Below are 18,061 nucleotides of genomic sequence, written 5' to 3'. Positions count from 1 at the left end.
AATGGCGGCGCAGGCAATGATGGCGGTGCCGTGCTGATCATCATGGAACACAGGGATCTTGCACCGTTTGATCAGTTCCGCTTCGATGGCATAGCATTTGGGAGAAGAAATGTCTTCCAGATTGATGCCTCCAAAAGAAGGCTGGAGTTTTTCCACAATGTTCACGAATTCTTCCGGATCCTTGGTGTCGATGCAGATGGGCACAGAATCCACGTCCCCGAATTTCTTGTACAGGACGGCCTTCCCTTCCATAACGGGCATGGCGGCTTCAGGACCGATGTCCCCCAGGCCCAGGACCCGGGTGCCGTCGCTGATTACGGCCACCATATTGCCCCGGCAGGTATATTCAAAGGACAGGTCCGGGTTTTCCTTGATTTTCCGGCAGGGTTCTGCCACCCCGGGGGTATAGGCCAGGGACAGGTCATGTCCATTTTCCAGGGGTACCTTGCAGCGGACCTCCAGTTTCCCGTGATTTTTGGCATGGAGTTCCAGTGCCTCTTTGTTCAGATCTTCCGTATTTGCCATTTGGTTGGCTCCTTTCCCTACTCTTTCATTTCCTGCACTTCAAATACCGGTTTTTTCCCCTTTTCCAGGGTCAGGATGCCGAAACTGGGCACTCCGTTCCGGGGACGGCTGGGACTGCCGGGGTTGATCAGCAGGATTCCGTCTTCTTCCCGGTTCACCGGTACATGGATATGGCCGAAAATCACCACATCCGCCTTTTTTTCTTCTCCCCAGTACAGCAGACGGCTCCAGTCATTGTACCGGACATACCGGTGGCCATGGGTCATGGCCAGGGTGAACCCCAGCTGTCGGGTCACCAGTTCCGCCGGGGCCCGATCTTCATAACTGTCGCAGTTGCCGCACACCGCATACACCGGAATGCCGGTGATTTCCTCGATATAGGGAGCATCCTGGCTGTAGTCACCGGCATGGAGCCACAGGTCCACTTCCCCGGCCTGTTCCAGTACCTGTTCCAGGGCCTGGAAGTCTCCGTGGGTATCGCTGACTACGCCGATCCTCATCGGTTCATTTTTTTCCATTGGTTTACCAGCTTCCGAATGGCCTTGGCCCGATGGCTGATGCCATTCTTTTCTTCCATGGTGGCCTCTCCCAGAGGCTTGTGGAGCTCCGTGGACCAGAACAGGGGATCATAGCCGAAGCCGTTGGTCCCGTGAGGTTCGTGGAGCAGGATCCCGTCACAGATCCCGGCGCTTTCCACCAGGATCTTCCCTTCCGGGTTGGCCATGGCCAGGGCGCAGAAGAACCGGCAGTTCCGCCGGACCTGCATTTTCATATTGGCCAGGAGCAGTTCATTGTTTTCTTCATCGGTGGCGTCTTCGCCGGCATAACGGGCGGAACGGACACCGGGAGCCCCCTTCAGGCTCAGGACTTCCAGGCCGGAATCATCGGCCAGGCAGACCTTGCCCAGGGCCTTGGCATAGTACCGGGCTTTCAGCCGGGCATTGGCCGCAAAAGTCCGTCCGGTTTCTTCCGGTTCGGGCACAGGGGCATAATCGCTGAGGCAGGTAAAGGTGATGCCGAGTTCGTCCATCAACGACTTGAATTCCTCTACTTTGCCCAGATTATGGGTTGCGATTACAACTTCCAACATCGTTTCACCTACCTTTTCTATAACTGTTATTGTACCTGTTGCGGGAGGATAAATCCAGAGGAAAAAAGTTCTATTTGATAAAAAAAGCTGTTGCCTGCGCAACAGCTTTTTAAGTCGGGAGTCTGAAGTCGGAAGCCTCAGGACAGAACCTGGCTTGAAGGCCAGTTTCTTTTGATTGTATAAAACCGTAGGGGCCGCAGGCCCGGCGGCCCGCTCTATGCACGGACTATCGATGATTCAGCGGGCTGCCCGGCGTGCAGCCCCTACGGTTCCGGTTTACACATTTAAAAATTTGCCCGCAAATTTATCATTGGGCTCCAGACTTCCGACTCCTGACTCCTGACTACATCGATTAAGCAGCAATGCTGCTTAATCGATGTAATTCTTGATCACACAAATCGGCGTCTTCTGGCTGTCATTGCCGAAGGGATTGTTGATCAGGATTTTTTCCACCAGACGGGGATCCACCCCTTTGGTGCAGCCCAGGCAGCAGGACCGTTTCAGGTCGTTGACATCAGCCACGGCGGCGCCGAAGCACCCCAGACCTTCCTTGATGCTTTCAGACACCCGCACCGGGTTCTTGGGCCCCAGGACAATGTGCTTGTCATAGGGAGGCATGGTGCCGGTGATGTCGTCGATGAGCCGGGCCTGTTCCCCGCCCAGCTGGTAGAACACCCCGTTCTTGCCCAGGCATTTGGCGAAGAAGCCCACCACCACAGCGAACAGCACCTTCAGGGTGCCGGATTCATTGAGCAGGCTCTGCATGGCGGACCAGTTGCCGATGCTCCCGACGCCCGGGAACAGCTGGCTCAGCACCTTGGCCGCAAAGGAAATCTTCAGGGTTTCCGGACGGATGGCCCGGTTCTGGGTAATGGCCACCACACTTTCGGCCACACAGACCACGTCCCGGGGACCGATCTTGTCCCCGCCGAATTCCCGGACAGCATCCACAATGTTGTCATGGACAGTGAGGATCCGGGTAGGAATTGGAATGATTTCGTATTTCTCAGCCATTGTAGGCACCCCCTGCCAGTTTTTTCAGTTCATCGGCAAATACGGTGAAGAAGAATTTCCGTACGTAATGGGCTTTCCGGCCCACGCCGCACACGAAAATGGCTCCATCCATATCCACCATCCGGGTGATGATTTCCCGCATGTCCTTGCCGTTCCGGGCCCGGAGAGTCAGGGTGACGATCAGTTTCCATTCAGACCATTCCTTCAGCACCAGGGCTTCAAAATAATGGTCGCTGCGGCGCCGGTCGCTTTTTTCCACATTGCCTTCACACCAGGCATCAGGGAACTGTTCCTGGGGCAGGTACGGCCGTACGAAGCAGTCAGTGATGGCGGCGCTTTCAGCGCTCTTGTTCCGCAGAGGCACTTCAAAGGACAGGACGGCCTTGTCGTGGTCCAAGCTTTCCAGCTTCAGCGGCGTCTTTTCCTCCATTACCACACGGGTGTCATCCGTGGGTTTCAGGGCAGCGTATACGATCATTACCAGAAGGCCCAGTACGCACAGCCCCAGAATCAGCAAAATCACATTGATCATGGTTGGATCTCCCTTTCTTGTGCAGCCAGCTGCTGCAGTTTTTCATAGTAATCAGGTGTCAGCCTTGTTACCTTCCCCTCCAGGTTCACAAAGGCATTCTTGGAGGTGCCTTCCGCCAGCAGGACCCCGTCCGCTTTCCGGAGGATCCGGTAGCTGAACTGGATCATTACCCGGCTGCAGGCTTTGAGAGTAGTCTGGATCTCATACACATCGTCAAACCGGGCTGACTGCCGGTATTTGCACTGGACTTCCACAATGGGGACCATAAAACCGGCCTCATGGAGTCCGTTCAGGTCGATGCCCGCCTGGCGGAACCAGGCCACACGGCCCATTTCGAACCAGCGGAGATAATTGGTGTGATGGACTACCGCCATCAGATCCGTTTCTGAAAAACGCACTCGATCTGTAATACTAACCACGGCATAACCTCTTTTCTCCCTCACGGCTGTTCACAAGCCAGCCATGGATTGACAGCTTTTTCATTATACCACGTTTTGTCTTTTCCAGCTTTCTGAAAAAACAACCGGGCAACAAAAAACCTCATACCCCGCTGACGCGAACTATGAGGTAGATTTTAATGGTACGCCCGAGTGGAATCGAACCACCGCACACGGCTCCGGAGGCCGTTGCTCTATCCACTGAGCTACGGGCGTGTTTACCGAACGAATGTTATTATAGCAGAGAGTCCAGAAAGATGCAAGGCTTTTTTTATTTTTTTATGATTCTTTTTGAATGGCACTGGCCAGGTCCCCTACCACTTCCGCCAGATTGTGCCGGCGGAGTTCCTGTTCGAACTGTTTCTGGATGTCCTGGAGTTTCCCATCCAGGGCTTTGTGGATGTTTCGTCCCACCGGACAACGGGGATTGGGACTGTCGTGGAAATTGAACAGCTGGTCTTTGCTGGTTTCCACTGCGTCATACACATCCCAGAAGGTGATCTGGTCCAGAGGACGGGTCACCTCCACACCCCCGGGCCCCCGGCGGACAGAGATCAGTCCGGCTTCCTTCAGCTGCTTCATAAGGTTCCGGACGATCACCGGGTTGCAGCCGATGCTGCCGGCCAGGAACTCGCTGGTGATTTTGTAATCCTTTCCAAAATAGGACGCCGCTGCCAGGATATGGATGGCAATGGTGAATTTGGTCGATACCTGCATATGGGTCCGTTCCTTTCCTGTGATTCTGTCCCTATTATAGCAAGCCGGGGACGTACATGCCACAGGCAAAATCCGCTGCTGACAAAACAAAAGGTGCATATCCCCCGCCTGGGTTATGCGTTAGCCTCCTGTGCCCAGGGACTATGCGTCAGCCTTGGGAAAATGTCTCGCCGTATACAACAGATACACCTTTCCCTTCCGGATGGCCGGAAAAATGGAATGGATGTCCCAGTGGTACTCCCCGTCGTTGCCAAGGGTCCGGAAACCGCCGGAAATCATCCCTTCCGGGCTTTTCCGGATCCGTTCCATCAAAGAGTAAGAATCGTTGAAGGCCAGGAATCGGTCCCGGTCTGAAGGATGGATCATGGTCTCCACGTACTCCTGGACCAGTTCCCGGACACCGGACCGTTTTTGGAACAAATACTTCCGGAACGGTGAATTCATCACCAGAGGGATGACCATATCATCTTTCGTATCCACCAGGAAAACATGCCGATACAAATACATCATATTCCGGATGACCCAGTCCAGGTCGCCGGCAAGGCCTTTTTCTTTTTGGATGGTGAAATTGGTAAGATGGAGCAGGACCAGGTGATGCTGATCATGGGAAGCCAGGTGGTTGGCCTTCAGCTGCATGTACTGCCCGTTCACCGTATAGGTCAGATCTTTTCCGGTACGGCTGCTGACCACATCCGTCAGGAAGTTCTGGATGTTCTTGCTGATGGGCCCCGCCTGGGCATTGACGAGCACGGCACTCTGCCGCAGGCTGTCCATACCGGCGGATTGGATGGTGGTCCCATATTCCTCATTGGCAAACAGATAGCGGAAACGGTTCCGGCCCACTTCCGCCACGGCCATGGGCTTGTCCGTCTGGAAATCCACAGGCCCCAGGGCTCCATAATACCGGCGGAGTTCAGGAGTTTCCACCTGCCAGTGGTTTTCCTGATAGGCCTGGCTCAATTCTCCAAAAGACATGGGTCTTCCATAATAATATCCCTGGAGCAGTTCGCAGCCGATGGACCGGGCAAATTCCGCGTGCTCCCGGGTCTCCACCCCTTCCATCAGGGTGTGGATGCCGATTTCTTTGGCCATCCGGATAATGGCCTTGATGATGTTCTGGGATTTTTCCGTAAACTGGGACAAAAAGGCCATGTCGATTTTGATTTCATCAAAGCGATAATTTTTCAAGGTATTCAGAGAAGAATACCCGCTGCCGAAATCATCCATCCATACTTCGTATCCGGCCTGCCGGAACCGCTGGATTTCCTGATGGAGCACGTCTCCTTCATGGACGAAGACGCTCTCAGTGATTTCCACGTAGAGCATGTTCCGGGGCACCTGATACTGTTTCCGGATCTCTTCCACATCTTCGAAAATGGATCCCTGGAAGAAATCCATCCGGGAAAGATTGAAGGAAGCCGGGATCACGACTTTTCCCTCTGCCAGCTGCTGCTGATAGAGACGGCAGATTTCTTCCAACACATACAGATCCAGTTTCCGGATCTGCCGGCTGTCTTCCAGGATGGGGATGAAAATCCCGGGAGATATCATCCCTTTTTCCGGATCTCTCCACCGGGACAGAGCTTCCACACTGGCAAGGGTCCCGGAAATGGTCCGGACCACCGGCTGGAAATACACCTGGATCCAATGTTTTTCCAAAGCTTCCCGGAAATGGTCGATTACATAATTCCGCAGATCCCGGGCTTCTCCCATGGTTTTGGTATAGAAGCATACATGGCGGTCCGGGATGTCCTTGATGCTGTCGCAGGCCATCTGGGCCATGCCGCAGGCGCTTTCCACCGGGATGGTATCGTCTTCCACAGGATAGATGCCGAATTTCACATCCAGCCAGCTGGAATCGTACAAACCGTGGATCTGGCTGGAAATCACAGAAATCTGTTTTTCCAGGGAAGGCAGGGTGGTAAGCACCACGAAATGGTCGTCCATGAACCGGGAAATCAGCTTGTTGGGAAAGTTCTCCCGGAGCACTTCGGTCATCCTGACCAGGAACTGATTGCCCTTTTCGCTGCCGTTGCGCAGGTTGTACTGGTTGAAGTTGTGGATATTCACGTAGACCAGGGCCATTTTCGGGGCCTTGGGATCATGGGCGGCCAAAGCCAGTACCATGGAGGCATGCCTTATGAACCGGGTCTTTCCGGGAAGCCCGGTAAGAGAGTCCGTATCGTAGATTTTGTATTTGGTATCGTTGTCCAGGAAAAAGACGTAAAAAACCGCCCCCACTCCGGGAATGAACACCCGATGGCCAAACTCCTCCACCCGACGGACGGATCCATCCTTCCGGATCACCCGGTAATTGACGAAATCCAGCTTGCTCCGGCTGCCGGCAATCTGCTGCCGGATGTCCCGTTCCACCTGTTCCCTGTCTTCCGGATGGACCAGGGTAACAAAAGACCCCCCTGTCAGTTCCAGGAAGTCATCAAAAGAAGAACAGCCAAACATGGACAGAAGCCAGGGATTGGCATAGAGGATTTCTTCCCGCTTGTTGTCCCGGTAAATCAGAACTCCTCCCGGCAGATGGTCCGGCATCTGCTGGAGGAGAAGATCCAGAGTCTGTTCTGTTGTCATGGATATCACCGTTCTTCCGGCACAGGATATTCGCCTTCCGGGAGAACCCAGAAGTATTCAATGGCGCCCAGGGTTTCGTCTCCTTTGAACAGGGGCTCTGTATGAACCATCACCGGAATCCGCCGGCCGGTCCGGTCTTTCAGGAACACGGGCTGCTGCCGTGACTGCCCATCATAGATGGTGGCCAGCATGGGGCAGAAATCATGGCACAGATGAGTCCCCTCCTGGTCGATGTGGTCCAGTTCTCCTTCATAACAGTGACGGCCCACCATTTCCTCCCGGCTGTATCCGGTAATGCGCTCGGCACCCCCACTCCAGAAAAGGATTTTCCGTTCCGTATCCAGCACATACATGCCAAAAGGAGCTTCATCCACCATCTTCTGAAGCAATTCTGTCATTTGAATATCCATGGAATCACCCGCTGTCTCCTGATTGTTCATACTGTTTCCGTAATTTGACAAAACAGATGACTTTTATCCATATTATAAGGGAATTTTACATAAAAGTCCACAATCGAACAGAGAAAAGAAATCAGCACCGAGACTCGCACCCCGCGGTTGGGCGTGCGAATTTTTTCACACCCCTTTTCAGAATTCAGGCGTCAGACCGCAAAAAGAATCCGGTTCGGCTCTCCTTACACCGCTCCACCTCTTCCGGAGTCCCGGCAGCCACGATCCTGCCGCCCTGGCAGCCGCCGCCCGGCCCCATGTCGATAATGTAATCAGCATTCCTGATCACATCAAGGTCATGTTCGATGACCACTACCGTGGCCCCATGGTCGATCAGGGTCTGGAAAACATGTAAAAGCTTCCTTACATCCTGGGGATGAAGGCCGATGGTCGGTTCATCGAAAATGAACACGGAATCACTCTGTCCTTTTCCCATTTCACTGGCAAGCTTCAGCCGCTGGGCTTCCCCACCGGAAAGTCCCGGTGTTTCTTCTCCCAGTGTCAGATACCCCAGACCCAGGTCGTGGAGGACCTGAAGCCTCTGCTGGAGGAGCTTCAATCCCCCCAGTGCCTGCAGCACCTGATCCACGCTCATATTCATGAGTTCTGGCAGGCTGTAGAGGTTTCCGTCCCGGGCTTTGCGGCGGATGTGAAAAGCTTGCTGGCTGTAGCGGGATCCTCTGCAGTCCGGACAGGGAATCTTTACATCCGGCAGGAATTGGACGTCCAGCGAGATTTCCCCTGTGCCATCACAGGTGGGGCAGCGGAGTTTTCCTGTATTATATGAGAAATCACCGGCTTTGCAGGACTGTTCCTTCGCCTCTGCTGTCCTGGCATATAGTTTTCTCAGCCCGTCGTGGACATTGGCATAAGTTGCCACCGTAGAACGCACATTGATCCCGATCGGTGCCGCATCGATCAGCTTGACCTGCGTGATTCCTTCTGCCTCAATACTTTCAATATGTCCTGGCAGTTTCTGTCCGTTGATTTTTGCCTGGAGCGCCGGTATCAGGCTCTCCAGGATCAGAGTGGTTTTGCCGGAGCCTGAGACACCGGTTACAACAGTGAGCCGTCCCATAGGGATCTTCACCTGCAAAGGATGTACTGTGTGGATTTTTCCTGTTTCCAGATGGATGGTCCCTTTGGCGAACAAAGAATCCTTTTCTGTCACTGGACGGATTCTTGATGTATATTGATCGGAAAGAAAAGGACCTATGACCGATTCCGGATTTTTTGCCACATCGGCGACCTTTCCCTGGGAAATCACCGTACCGCCCTCTGCTCCCGCACCTTTTCCCATCTCGATCAGCCAGTCAGCGTGTTTCAGGACCTGGGTGTCATGGTCAACAATTACGATGGAGTTTCCGTCTGCCAGCAGGTCGTCCATGACCCCTGTAAGGCCCTTGAGGTTAAAAGGATGGAGACCGATAGACGGTTCATCAAGGACATAGAGTACACCTGTGGTACGGTTCCGTACTGCCCTGGCCAGCTGCACCCGCTGCCGTTCTCCTGTGGACAGCGTGGACCCCGCCCTGTCAAGGGAAAGGTATCCCAGACCCAGGTCCATCAGCCGCTTGGAAACATCCAGGAAGGACTCACAGATGCTTTCAGCCATGGGGCGCATTTTTTCGGGCAAAGATGCCGGAACCCCCTGGACCCAGGGAATCAGTTCCGAAAGGGTCATGGCAGCTGCCTGATCCAGCCCGATTCCTCTGAGCCGCGGCGCACGGGCGGCTTCTGACAGTCTGGTGCCATGGCAGTCCGGACAGACATCTTCTTCCAGATATTTTTCCAGCCGTTTCATCCCCTTTTCGTCTTTGACCTTGGCCAGGGAATTTTTCACGGAATTGACTGCACTGTAGTAGGTGAAATCCATCTCTGCCGGCTCCAGAGTATTGGGATTGACATAATGGATATGATGTTTCTTCAGTTCGCCGTGATAGACGATTTCTTTCTCCTCCGGGGTCAGATCACGAAAAGGGACATTTGTCCGGACCCCCATGGTCCGAACAATGTCTTTCATCAGTGACCACATAAGAGTTCCCCAAACCACCACTGCGCCTTCATCGATGGTTTTGGAATCATCCGGTACCAGGGCCGCCTCGTTTACATTTTGGACAATCCCTGTTCCGCCGCAGGCAGGACAGGCGCCTGTACTGTTAAAGGCCAGTTCCTCCGCTCCGGGACCATAGAATTTCTCACCGCATACCGGACAGGTGATTTCCTGCATGGCCGCCACAGCGAAAGAGGGCGGGCAGTAATGGCCATTGGGACAGCGGTGGCTCCCCAGCCGGGAAAACATGAGACGCAGGCTGTTCAACAGTTCAGAAAGGGTCCCAAAAGTACTGCGGATGCCGGGGACACCCGGGCGCTGATGGAGGGCGAGGGCAGCTGGTACATACCGTATCTCCTCTACGTCCGCCCGTTCCGCCTGGGTCATCCGGCGCCGGGTGTAGGTGGAAAGGGATTCCAGATACCGCCGGGATCCTTCCGCATACAGGACCCCCAGGGCCAGGGAGGATTTCCCGGACCCGGACACCCCGGCAATTCCCACGATTTTGTGGAGAGGGATGTCCACGTCGATATTTTTCAGGTTATGCACCCTGGCGCCCCGGACCTCAATGTGGTCAGGGATGGAAGGGATGTGTTTTGTGCTCATGCAGCATTATCTCCTTTGCTTGAAAGCCTTTGCATCTATCATAATACAGATCATTAAAAAAACGTTGAGACAGGGCCTCTGGCAAAATGCCGCCGGAGCCTCCCGTTCCTGCAGCTCTCTCCAGGCGCGGGAGATGTACCCAGATACGCGAAAGCAGATGGGTGCATATCCTACGAATTTTGGCCGGGGCACAAGAAGGGCCCAGATGCACGAAAGCGGGAGATGTGGATTGTGGCATAGTACATAAGCGTACATGCCGCGATCCAAATCTCCCGCTGACAAAGCAGATGGGCCCTCATTGTGCCCCGGGGTTATGCGTTAGCCCTTTTATTGCCTAGTCCTGGTTCGGATTCCAACTGCTCCCCGAGTATTCCAAAGGATGGGCGTGGCTGAAGGAAGCGCCGCAACTGGGGCAGCCGGTTTCTCCGCAGTCATTGCAGTACAGAGCACCGCAGTTGCCGCATTCAAAGAGCACCGGGCTCTTTTCTTCCCCATTTTCGCTTTCACAGTACCCGCAGGTGTTGCTGTTGCTGCCGGCTTCCTGTTCCAGGGTCACTTCCACCTGACGGTCCAGTTCTTCCTGGCTGGGCGCTTTTTCCGCATATTCCGGGAAGACAATGGAGTTTTCCTTGAAGATGTGGACGAATACGTCATTGATGAATTCTTCCAGCAACTGATAGGTCCGTTTGAAAGTGGCACAGGCATCAGCAGGAGCGGTGAAATGATCGGTGAGGGATTCGATTTCCTTGATGATGTCCCCGGCGGCAGAATGATCTTTTTCCAGGTTCTGGATCAGGGTGAGGACTTCCAGGTTGGGCTGGGGATAGGACCGCATCAGCGGGAACACCATCCGTTCTTCCCGGGCAAAATGTTCTTCCAGTTCAGTTTTCAGAGTACCGTAGAGATGATGGAGGCGGGTGAGCAGTTCCCCGTGGTGGACGAAATGGACCAGGAGGATCTTGTTCAGGTCCGTTTCGATTTCTGCCATGTATTTCCGTTCATCCACATGGTGAGTGGCTTCCAGGTCCTGGAGCATGTCAGGGATGGAAAGGTTCTTGAACCGTTCCAGGGATTCCTGCTGGCTGCCGGTTTTAGCGCTGTGGGCGGCAATGAATTCATTCAGGTCCGCCACCACCTTTTCCGCATCCAGATCCGTATTCTTCACAGCTTCTTCCAGAGGGATTCCCCCGCCGCAGCAGTAATCCAGGTGGAGTTCATTGAAAAAGGGAATGGTCTGGGGATAATCCCGGACAACGTCAGCCAAAGTATTCTTCACAGTAATCATGGAACATTCCTCCCAATTTGTTTGGTGTTTGTTTGATGGTCTAAGTATAGTAGATTAGTAGAAATAATTCCGTTGCCATGACAACTGCATAGAGTAACTTATTCATGTGCTTTTTCTTCTGCTTCATCGGCATGAAGATGTCTGTGGATGGGGTCCTCCGAGGGGCCGGCGATATGCAGATGTTCACCATCGCCAACTTGGTCAACTTAGGACTCCGGGTCAGCCTAGCCATGGCCCTGGCCCCCGCTTCGGCCTCCCCTTCGTCTGGTACGTCGTCTCCCTGGGCTGGCTGGCCAATTTCCTGCTTTCTGGCTGGGAATATCGGCGAGGAAAGTGGAAGGGAAAGAAAATGGATCCGTCGATCAGATGAATAGCTGGAAGGGATCTGTCCGGTTCCGACAGCGTCTTGCCTCCTTTCTACCCTCCATAGACTATTACGCCCAGAACAGCGGAAGCCAAGATCAGCCCAACGGGTGAAAGCTTCTTTTTCATAGCCCGCTGGTAACCCCTTTTTCCCAAAATCAGGCCAAGAATCACAAAAAGTGCCTGGAACGCCTGTTGGGGCTGCTTCCCTTGGCCGAGGCAATGCTGGAAGGTCATATAGAGGCCAGTCGCCAGCACGATACCCGTCACGCAGGGTTTCATCCCTCGCAAAAGACTCTGGATATATCGGTTGTCCAGCAGGTGATGGAGTATTGCCGTAACCAGAATGATGATCAGGAACGAAGGCAGGACAACGGCGGCTGTCGCGGTGATGGCTCCCAGAAAGCCTCCCTGGCTGCTTCCTACATAAGTCGCCAGATTGACCATAATCGGTCCCGGGGTACTTTCACTGACGGCAATCATATAGGTCAGCATGTCGTCATTCAGCCAGCCGTAGGACAGGACGACGTCCCGGATCAGAGGGATCGCACCATATGCACCTCCGAAGGCAAAACATCCGACTTTCAAAAATCCTGCAAATAAATCCAGATAGATCATTTTCCGCCACCACCTTCTTGATGGGATGGCGCCTGCAGCCTGGAAACTGCCAGACTGATTCCTGCTGCCAGGAGCATCAGCCGGATGGAAGAAATTGGTAGACCATAGATATCGCTGCAGAGCATGGCCAAACAGGAACCCAGGAGGATGCCCCGTGACAGCCACGTCCTGGCGCCTTTTCTCAGCATCATCATGGCTGCCTCCAAAATCAAAAGCCCCACAGCGATCTTGATTCCCTGGAATGCGGCAGCCAGCAGTTTCCACGTAAAGAAATCATACAGGAACAGCGAAGCGGCCAAAATGACCAGAAAAGGAGGGACGACGATGCCAAAAGTAGCTGCAAAAGCTCCCGCCAATCCGGCCTGCTTATATCCGGTAAAGGTGGCACAGTTGATGGCGATGGGACCGGGCGTGGATTCTGCGATTACGGTAATATCCATCAGTTCCTCATGGGTGATCCAGTTCTTTTCTTCCACACAGCTGTGCTCGATCATGGAAATCATGGCATACCCGCCCCCAAAGGTAAACAGTCCGATTTGGGCAAAAGTCAAAAACAAATCCCTGAGCTGATTCTGGTTCATGCTTTTTTCCCCCGATATTCACATTGGCAGGCTTTTTGCTCACGGTCCACCTGCAGAGAATCCCTCCGCATCTGTTCCACCTGCTCCGCCAGGAAGTCGATGGCTTCTTGGTCCGGCAGATAGTGCATATGATAGCCGTACTTTTCTCCATAGACCAAACCTGCTTCCCTCATAATCTTCAAATGCTGTGAAATGGCCGATTCCGAGATCCCGAACTTTTTGGAAAGAGACCGGACGCAGTGCTTCCTTTCCAAAAGTGCCTGATAGATCTTCAGCCGCATGGGTTCTCCCAGTGCCTTCAATATACGGTCAAGTTCCATAATTCCACCTTCTTTGATTTAGTATTTACTTAAATATAACAGATTATTTTAATTTAGTAAATACTGAATTAATTTTTAATCCCTCTGAAAGGCCGTAAGGTACAGGAGATGTGCCCAGATACGCGAAAACAGGGATTTGGTTCGTGGCATAGTACAAAGACGTACATGCCACAGTCAAAATCCGTTGCTGACAAAGTAGATGGGTGCATGTCCCATGGATTCCGGCCAGGCGCACGAGATGGGTCCAGATGCGCGAAAGGGGAGATTTTGGAGTTGGGCATAATACATGGAAGTATATGCCCGGCTCCAAAATCTCCCCTGACAAAGCAGATGGGCTCATCTCGTGCGCCTGGGTTATGCGTCGGCGATGTCGGCGATAAGCGCCTCCACCTCCCCCTCCTCCGTACTCCAGGAGGTGCAGAAGCGGACTACCAACCGGCCGTCTTCCAGGTTCCCTTCTTTTTCAAAAACATATTTTTGGGCCAATTTTTCCGCCTGTTCCGGAGTGAGGACCACAAACTGCTGGTTAGTGGGACTGACCACGTATTCAGGAATCCCCTTCTGCCGGAAGGCTTCCCGGATCCGAAGGGCAAAGGCATCCGCCCGGGCAGCCAGTTTGAAATACAGGCCATCCCGGAGCAGAGTATAGAACTGAAGGCCCAGAAGCCAGCCTTTAGCCAGGACGGCTCCGCTCTGTTTCATATGGGCCTTGAACCGGCGGACAGCTTCCGGATGAGTAAGGACCAGCGCTTCCCCAAAGAAGGCGCCGCATTTGGTGCCGCCCAGGTAAAAAGCGTCCGTAAGCTGGGCCATATCCGGCAGGGTCAGGTCATTGTCCGGAGCAGCCAATCCATAGGCCAGCCGGGCTCCGTCTACAAAGAGAGCCATCCCATATTTCCGGCAGACTTCTGAAATGGCGGTAAGTTCCGCTTTGGAATACAGGGTGCCGTATTCAGTGGTGAAAGAAATATAGACCATTGAAGGCCGAGTGAGCCATTCCGGTTCACCGGCATCATAATAGGACCGGACTTCCTGTTCAATCTGGGCGGCGGTGATTTTCCCGTCTTTCTGGGGCAAAGCCAGGATCTTGTGGCCGGTATTTTCGATAGAAGCACATTCATGGCCATTGATGTGACCGGTGGAAGCACAGACCACACTGTCACAGGAGCTCAGAAAGGCCGCGATGGTCACCAGGTTCACCTGGGTGGCTCCTGGGAAGAAATACACTTTGCCCTGGGGACACTGGCACAAGTCCAGGATCATTTTTTCTGCCTTGTCACACCATTCATCGGTACCATAACCGCTGAACTGGGTATCGTTGGTACGGACCAGGGCTTCCAGGATGTTGGGATGGGCCCCGTGGTTGTAGTCATTGTTGAATCGGATCATGATAAGTCCTCCCTAAAAAGATGATTTACCCCTTGATTCTATCATAAATCCAGCCCTTTGTCCTAAATCCCTTAAAAGACGTCGGAACCGGCCCTCACGGGTCTCTCAGAAAGCAGACGTCAGCTTTGTCCGATGCAGATGCAAGTTTCCAGCCTGTCCATAGCCAACAAGCTGACATCCGAACTCTGTAGGCCTCCGGCCGTGTCTGATGTCTTTTTTCTCCCTCGATTTTTTCTCTGAGCACCAGAGTAGGTCAGATGCGCGAATTCAACAAAGCAGATGGGCCCGATTTTCTTCCAGGTGCGAGAGATGTACCCAGATACGCGAAAGCGGGGAATTTGGTTCGTGGCATAGTACATGGACGTACATGCCGCGGACCAAATTCCCCGCTGACAAAGTAGATGGGTGTATATCCCGCGCCTGGGTTATGCGTCAGCCGCTTACTCCCACTCGATAGTCGCCGGCGGCTTGCTGGTAATATCGTAGACCACACGGTTTACCCCGGGGACTTCGTTTACGATTCTTCTGGAAACGATGTCCAGCACGTGGTAGGGAATGTGGGACCAGTCGGAGGTCATGCCATCGGTACTGTTGACGGCACGGAGGGCGATGGTGTTGCTGTAGGTCCGGAAGTCACCCATGACACCGACACTGCGAATGTTGGGGAGACAGGCGAAATACTGCCAGATGGACCGGTCCAGACCGGCTTTGGCGATTTCTTCCCGGAAAATAGCATCGGCTTCCCGGACGATGTGGAGCTTTTCTTCGGTGACTTCGCCCAGGACACGGATGGCCAGGCCAGGACCCGGGAAGGGTTGGCGCCATACCAGTTCAGAGGGAATGCCCAGTTCTTCGCCTACGGCACGGACTTCATCCTTGAACAGTTCCCGGAGGGGTTCGATGAGGCCCAGTTTCATGTCTTTGGGCAGGCCGCCTACATTGTGGTGGCTCTTGATGGTGGCAGAGGTGCCGGTACCTCCGGATTCCACCACGTCAGGATAAATGGTCCCCTGGACCAGGAAGTCCACGTGACCGATCTTTTTGGATTCTTCTTCGAAGACACGGATGAATTCTTCCCCGATGATCTTCCGTTTCTTTTCAGGGTCGCTGACACCTTTCAGTTTGCTGAGGAAACGGTCCTGGGCGTTGACCCGGATCAGGTTCATATCAAAATCCCGTTTGAAGACCTGTTCCACCTGGTCTCCTTCGTCTTTCCGCAGGAGGCCGTGATCCACAAACACGCAGGTGAGCTGCTTGCCCACAGCCTTGTGGACCAGCACGGCGGCCACGGAGGAATCCACACCGCCGCTCATGGCGCAGAGTACGTTCTTGTCCCCTACCTTTTCCCGGATTTCCCGGATCTTGTTCTGGGCGAAGGAGGACATGGTCCAATCCCCGGACAGGTTGCAGATATTGAACAGGAAGTTGGAGAACATCTGCTTCCCAAAGGGAGTGTGCATCACTTCCGGATGGAACTGGACGCCGTAGAGTTTCTTGTCCTCATTCTGCATGGCAGCGATGGGACATTCTTCCGTCTGAGCAATGACCGTAAAGCCTTCCGGGGCTTTTTCCGCATAGTCCTGATGGCTCATCCAGCATACATTGTTCTTTTCCAGACCGGAGAAGAGACGGGTTTCATTGTCAAGGGATACAGCGGTCTTGCCGTATTCCCCGCTGCCGGCATGGGCCACTTTGCCGCCCAGCGCCTTGGTCATGAACTGATCCCCATAGCAGATGCCCAGGACAGGGATGCCCATTTCGAAAACGCCCTCATCCACGCTGGGGGTATTTTCTGCATAGACACTGTTGGGACCGCCGGACAGGATGATGGCCTTGGGATTCTTGGCTTTGATCTTGTCCAGGGTATAATTGTAAGGAATGATTTCGCAGTACACACCGCATTCACGAACTCGTCTGGCAATCAGCTGGCTGTACTGTGCGCCGAAGTCAACAACCAGGACAACCTCATGCTGTAAATTATCCATACTCTGCCTCCCTTTGGTAGTTTGTAATATTTAAAACAGTATACTATAAATCGCCGTTTCTTTCAATTCCAAATCCGATTATTTTTCGTTGGACAGGCCCAATTTTTCGAAAATCAGAAAGGCCAGGCTGGCCAGGATGGCCACCACCGTTGCCAGGCCCATGCCTTTCAGCTGGACGGGCCCGATGTGGACCGCTGCCCCGGAAAGACCGCTGATCATGGTCACGGCTGTGAGGATCAGGTTCTTGGGCTGGGTAAAGTCCACTTTCCGTTCCACCATCATCCGGAGGCCGGACGCTGCAATAAAACCGAACAATAAGATGCAGACGCCCCCCATCACCGGGGTGGGGATTCCGTGGATCACCGCAGCGATCTTCCCGATGAAGGAAAACAGGATGGCGAAAATGGCTGCGCCGCCGATGACCCAGGTGCTGTACACCCCGGTAATGGCCATGACCCCCATGTTTTCCCCGTAGGTAGTATTGGGAGTGGACCCCAGGAGCCCGGAGAGCACGTTGGAAAGACCATCCGCCATAAGGGACCGGTGGAGCCCGGGATCCTTGATCAGGTCACGTCCTACAATGTCGCTGGTGACGAACAGATGCCCCAGATGTTCCGCCAGCACCACAAACAGGGCGGGCAGGATCATCATGATGGCGGACACATTGAACCGGGGCTGGTAGAAGGTGGGGAAAGAGAACCAGGCGGCGGTTTCCACCGCAGAGAAGTTCACCACACCCATGAACCAGCTGAGGACGTAGCCGGACACCACCCCGATAAGGATGGGGATGATGGCGATGAATCCCCGGCCCAGGACGGTGGCCAGGATGGTCACAATCAGGGTGAACATGGAAATGGTCATGGCCTGACCGTTGGTCATCCCCTGGACCGGATCCACGAAGCCGCTCATGTTGAGAGCCAGGGGCGCCAGTTCCAGACCGATGATGGCCACAATGGACCCCATGGCCGCGGGCGGAAACAGCACATCGATCCAATCCGTACCGATTTTCTTTACCATAAGGCCGATCAGGATGAAGCAGAGGCCGAAGGCAATGAAGCCTCCCTGGGCGTCTCCATAGGTCATCCCCGGGGTAGCGCACACCGCCAGCACAGGGGAAATGAAGGCGAAGCTGGAGCCCAGATAGGCCGGGAGCTTCCATTTGCAGATGGTCAGATACAGCAGGGTGCCCACCCCGTTCATAAACAGGGCGGTGGCAGGGTCCACGTGCAGGAGAAAAGGCACCAGTACGGTGGAACCGAACATGGCAAACAGATGCTGCAGGCTCAGAGGGATGGTTTCCAGGACCGGAAGCTTTTCTTCCACGTGGATGATTCGTCGTTCTTCCATGGATCATGACTCCTTTTTTCTTTTCATTTCTTTTATTTTACCATATCCGGCAGGGAAGAAGAAAGGAATGTTGGTACATTCTGGGGGCCGCCCGGCCGGCGGCTCTCCAGGGTTCATACGGTTTTCCCGAAATCTCCGGAAGCTGAAAAAAGGACTGTTGCTTA

At 53.9% G+C, this 18,061-nt stretch carries 17 protein-coding genes and 1 tRNA gene; all 18 read right to left on the bottom strand.

Features of this window, described 5'->3' with window-relative positions; translation table 11 throughout:
* Positions 1-525: NAD(P)-dependent malic enzyme (locus QVO43_RS02820; protein WP_369678670.1), on the bottom strand; the 525-nt coding region annotated here is incomplete at its 3' end.
* A gap of 17 nt (positions 526-542) precedes the next feature.
* Complete coding sequence (locus QVO43_RS02815; protein ID WP_288174398.1) at positions 543-1,043, bottom strand: metallophosphoesterase; 501 nt, start codon at positions 1,041-1,043, stop codon at positions 543-545.
* Entirely contained in the window at positions 1,022-1,615 is a 594-nt protein-coding gene (gene rdgB, locus QVO43_RS02810; protein WP_022487085.1) for an RdgB/HAM1 family non-canonical purine NTP pyrophosphatase, read from the bottom strand. Before rdgB ends, QVO43_RS02815 begins: the two co-directional genes overlap by 22 nt.
* 369 nt (positions 1,616-1,984) lie before the next feature.
* On the bottom strand, positions 1,985-2,629 hold the full coding sequence (locus tag QVO43_RS02805) for a coenzyme F420-0:L-glutamate ligase (protein WP_022487084.1): 645 nt from the start codon (positions 2,627-2,629) through the stop codon (positions 1,985-1,987).
* Positions 2,622-3,161 (bottom strand): hypothetical protein, encoded by a 540-nt coding sequence (locus QVO43_RS02800; RefSeq protein WP_022487083.1) that lies wholly within the window; start codon positions 3,159-3,161, stop codon positions 2,622-2,624. The genes QVO43_RS02805 and QVO43_RS02800 overlap by 8 nt, the downstream gene beginning before the upstream one ends.
* Positions 3,158-3,580, bottom strand: a complete 423-nt coding sequence (locus QVO43_RS02795; RefSeq protein ID WP_022487082.1) for an acyl-CoA thioesterase — start codon at positions 3,578-3,580, stop codon at positions 3,158-3,160. The genes QVO43_RS02800 and QVO43_RS02795 overlap by 4 nt, the downstream gene beginning before the upstream one ends.
* A 159-nt stretch (positions 3,581-3,739) precedes the next feature.
* Positions 3,740-3,814, bottom strand: a tRNA-Arg gene (locus QVO43_RS02790).
* Between the two features lie 63 nt (positions 3,815-3,877).
* Complete coding sequence (locus QVO43_RS02785; protein WP_022487081.1) at positions 3,878-4,315, bottom strand: Rrf2 family transcriptional regulator; 438 nt, start codon at positions 4,313-4,315, stop codon at positions 3,878-3,880.
* A gap of 141 nt (positions 4,316-4,456) precedes the next feature.
* Positions 4,457-6,901 (bottom strand): EAL domain-containing protein, encoded by a 2,445-nt coding sequence (locus QVO43_RS02780; RefSeq protein ID WP_022487080.1) that lies wholly within the window; start codon positions 6,899-6,901, stop codon positions 4,457-4,459.
* A 5-nt stretch (positions 6,902-6,906) separates the two neighbouring features.
* Positions 6,907-7,299 (bottom strand): PAS domain S-box protein, encoded by a 393-nt coding sequence (locus tag QVO43_RS02775; RefSeq protein ID WP_154487914.1) that lies wholly within the window; start codon positions 7,297-7,299, stop codon positions 6,907-6,909.
* Between the two features lie 196 nt (positions 7,300-7,495).
* Positions 7,496-10,009 (bottom strand): excinuclease ABC subunit A, encoded by a 2,514-nt coding sequence (locus QVO43_RS02770; RefSeq protein ID WP_022487078.1) that lies wholly within the window; start codon positions 10,007-10,009, stop codon positions 7,496-7,498.
* A gap of 334 nt (positions 10,010-10,343) precedes the next feature.
* On the bottom strand, positions 10,344-11,294 hold the full coding sequence (locus QVO43_RS02765; protein WP_022487077.1) for a DUF542 domain-containing protein: 951 nt from the start codon (positions 11,292-11,294) through the stop codon (positions 10,344-10,346).
* A 417-nt stretch (positions 11,295-11,711) separates the two neighbouring features.
* Positions 11,712-12,275 carry a chromate transporter gene (locus tag QVO43_RS02760; protein WP_022487076.1) on the bottom strand — a complete coding sequence of 188 codons (564 nt, stop codon included), beginning with the start codon at positions 12,273-12,275 and terminating at the stop codon, positions 11,712-11,714.
* Positions 12,272-12,856, bottom strand: a complete 585-nt coding sequence (locus tag QVO43_RS02755) for a chromate transporter (RefSeq protein WP_022487075.1) — start codon at positions 12,854-12,856, stop codon at positions 12,272-12,274. The genes QVO43_RS02760 and QVO43_RS02755 overlap by 4 nt, the downstream gene beginning before the upstream one ends.
* Positions 12,853-13,176, bottom strand: a complete 324-nt coding sequence (locus tag QVO43_RS02750; RefSeq protein WP_022487074.1) for an ArsR/SmtB family transcription factor — start codon at positions 13,174-13,176, stop codon at positions 12,853-12,855. The genes QVO43_RS02755 and QVO43_RS02750 overlap by 4 nt, the downstream gene beginning before the upstream one ends.
* Positions 13,177-13,530: 354 nt before the next feature.
* Positions 13,531-14,565 carry a threonine aldolase family protein gene (locus tag QVO43_RS02745; protein ID WP_022487073.1) on the bottom strand — a complete coding sequence of 345 codons (1,035 nt, stop codon included), beginning with the start codon at positions 14,563-14,565 and terminating at the stop codon, positions 13,531-13,533.
* Positions 14,566-15,005: 440 nt separating this feature from the next.
* Positions 15,006-16,550 (bottom strand): glutamine-hydrolyzing GMP synthase, encoded by a 1,545-nt coding sequence (guaA, locus tag QVO43_RS02740; RefSeq protein ID WP_022487072.1) that lies wholly within the window; start codon positions 16,548-16,550, stop codon positions 15,006-15,008.
* Between the two features lie 78 nt (positions 16,551-16,628).
* Positions 16,629-17,897, bottom strand: coding sequence for a uracil permease (gene uraA, locus QVO43_RS02735; protein WP_022487071.1), 1,269 nt, complete (start codon positions 17,895-17,897; stop codon positions 16,629-16,631).
* Positions 17,898-18,061: the final 164 nt, after the last annotated feature.

The sequence above is a fragment of the Acidaminococcus sp. CAG:542 genome, assembly GCF_000437815.1.
GTDB lineage: Bacteria > Bacillota > Negativicutes > Acidaminococcales > Acidaminococcaceae > Acidaminococcus.
The sequence above is the reverse complement of the archived record's forward strand: the minus strand, read 5'-3'. Positions and strand labels throughout refer to the sequence as shown.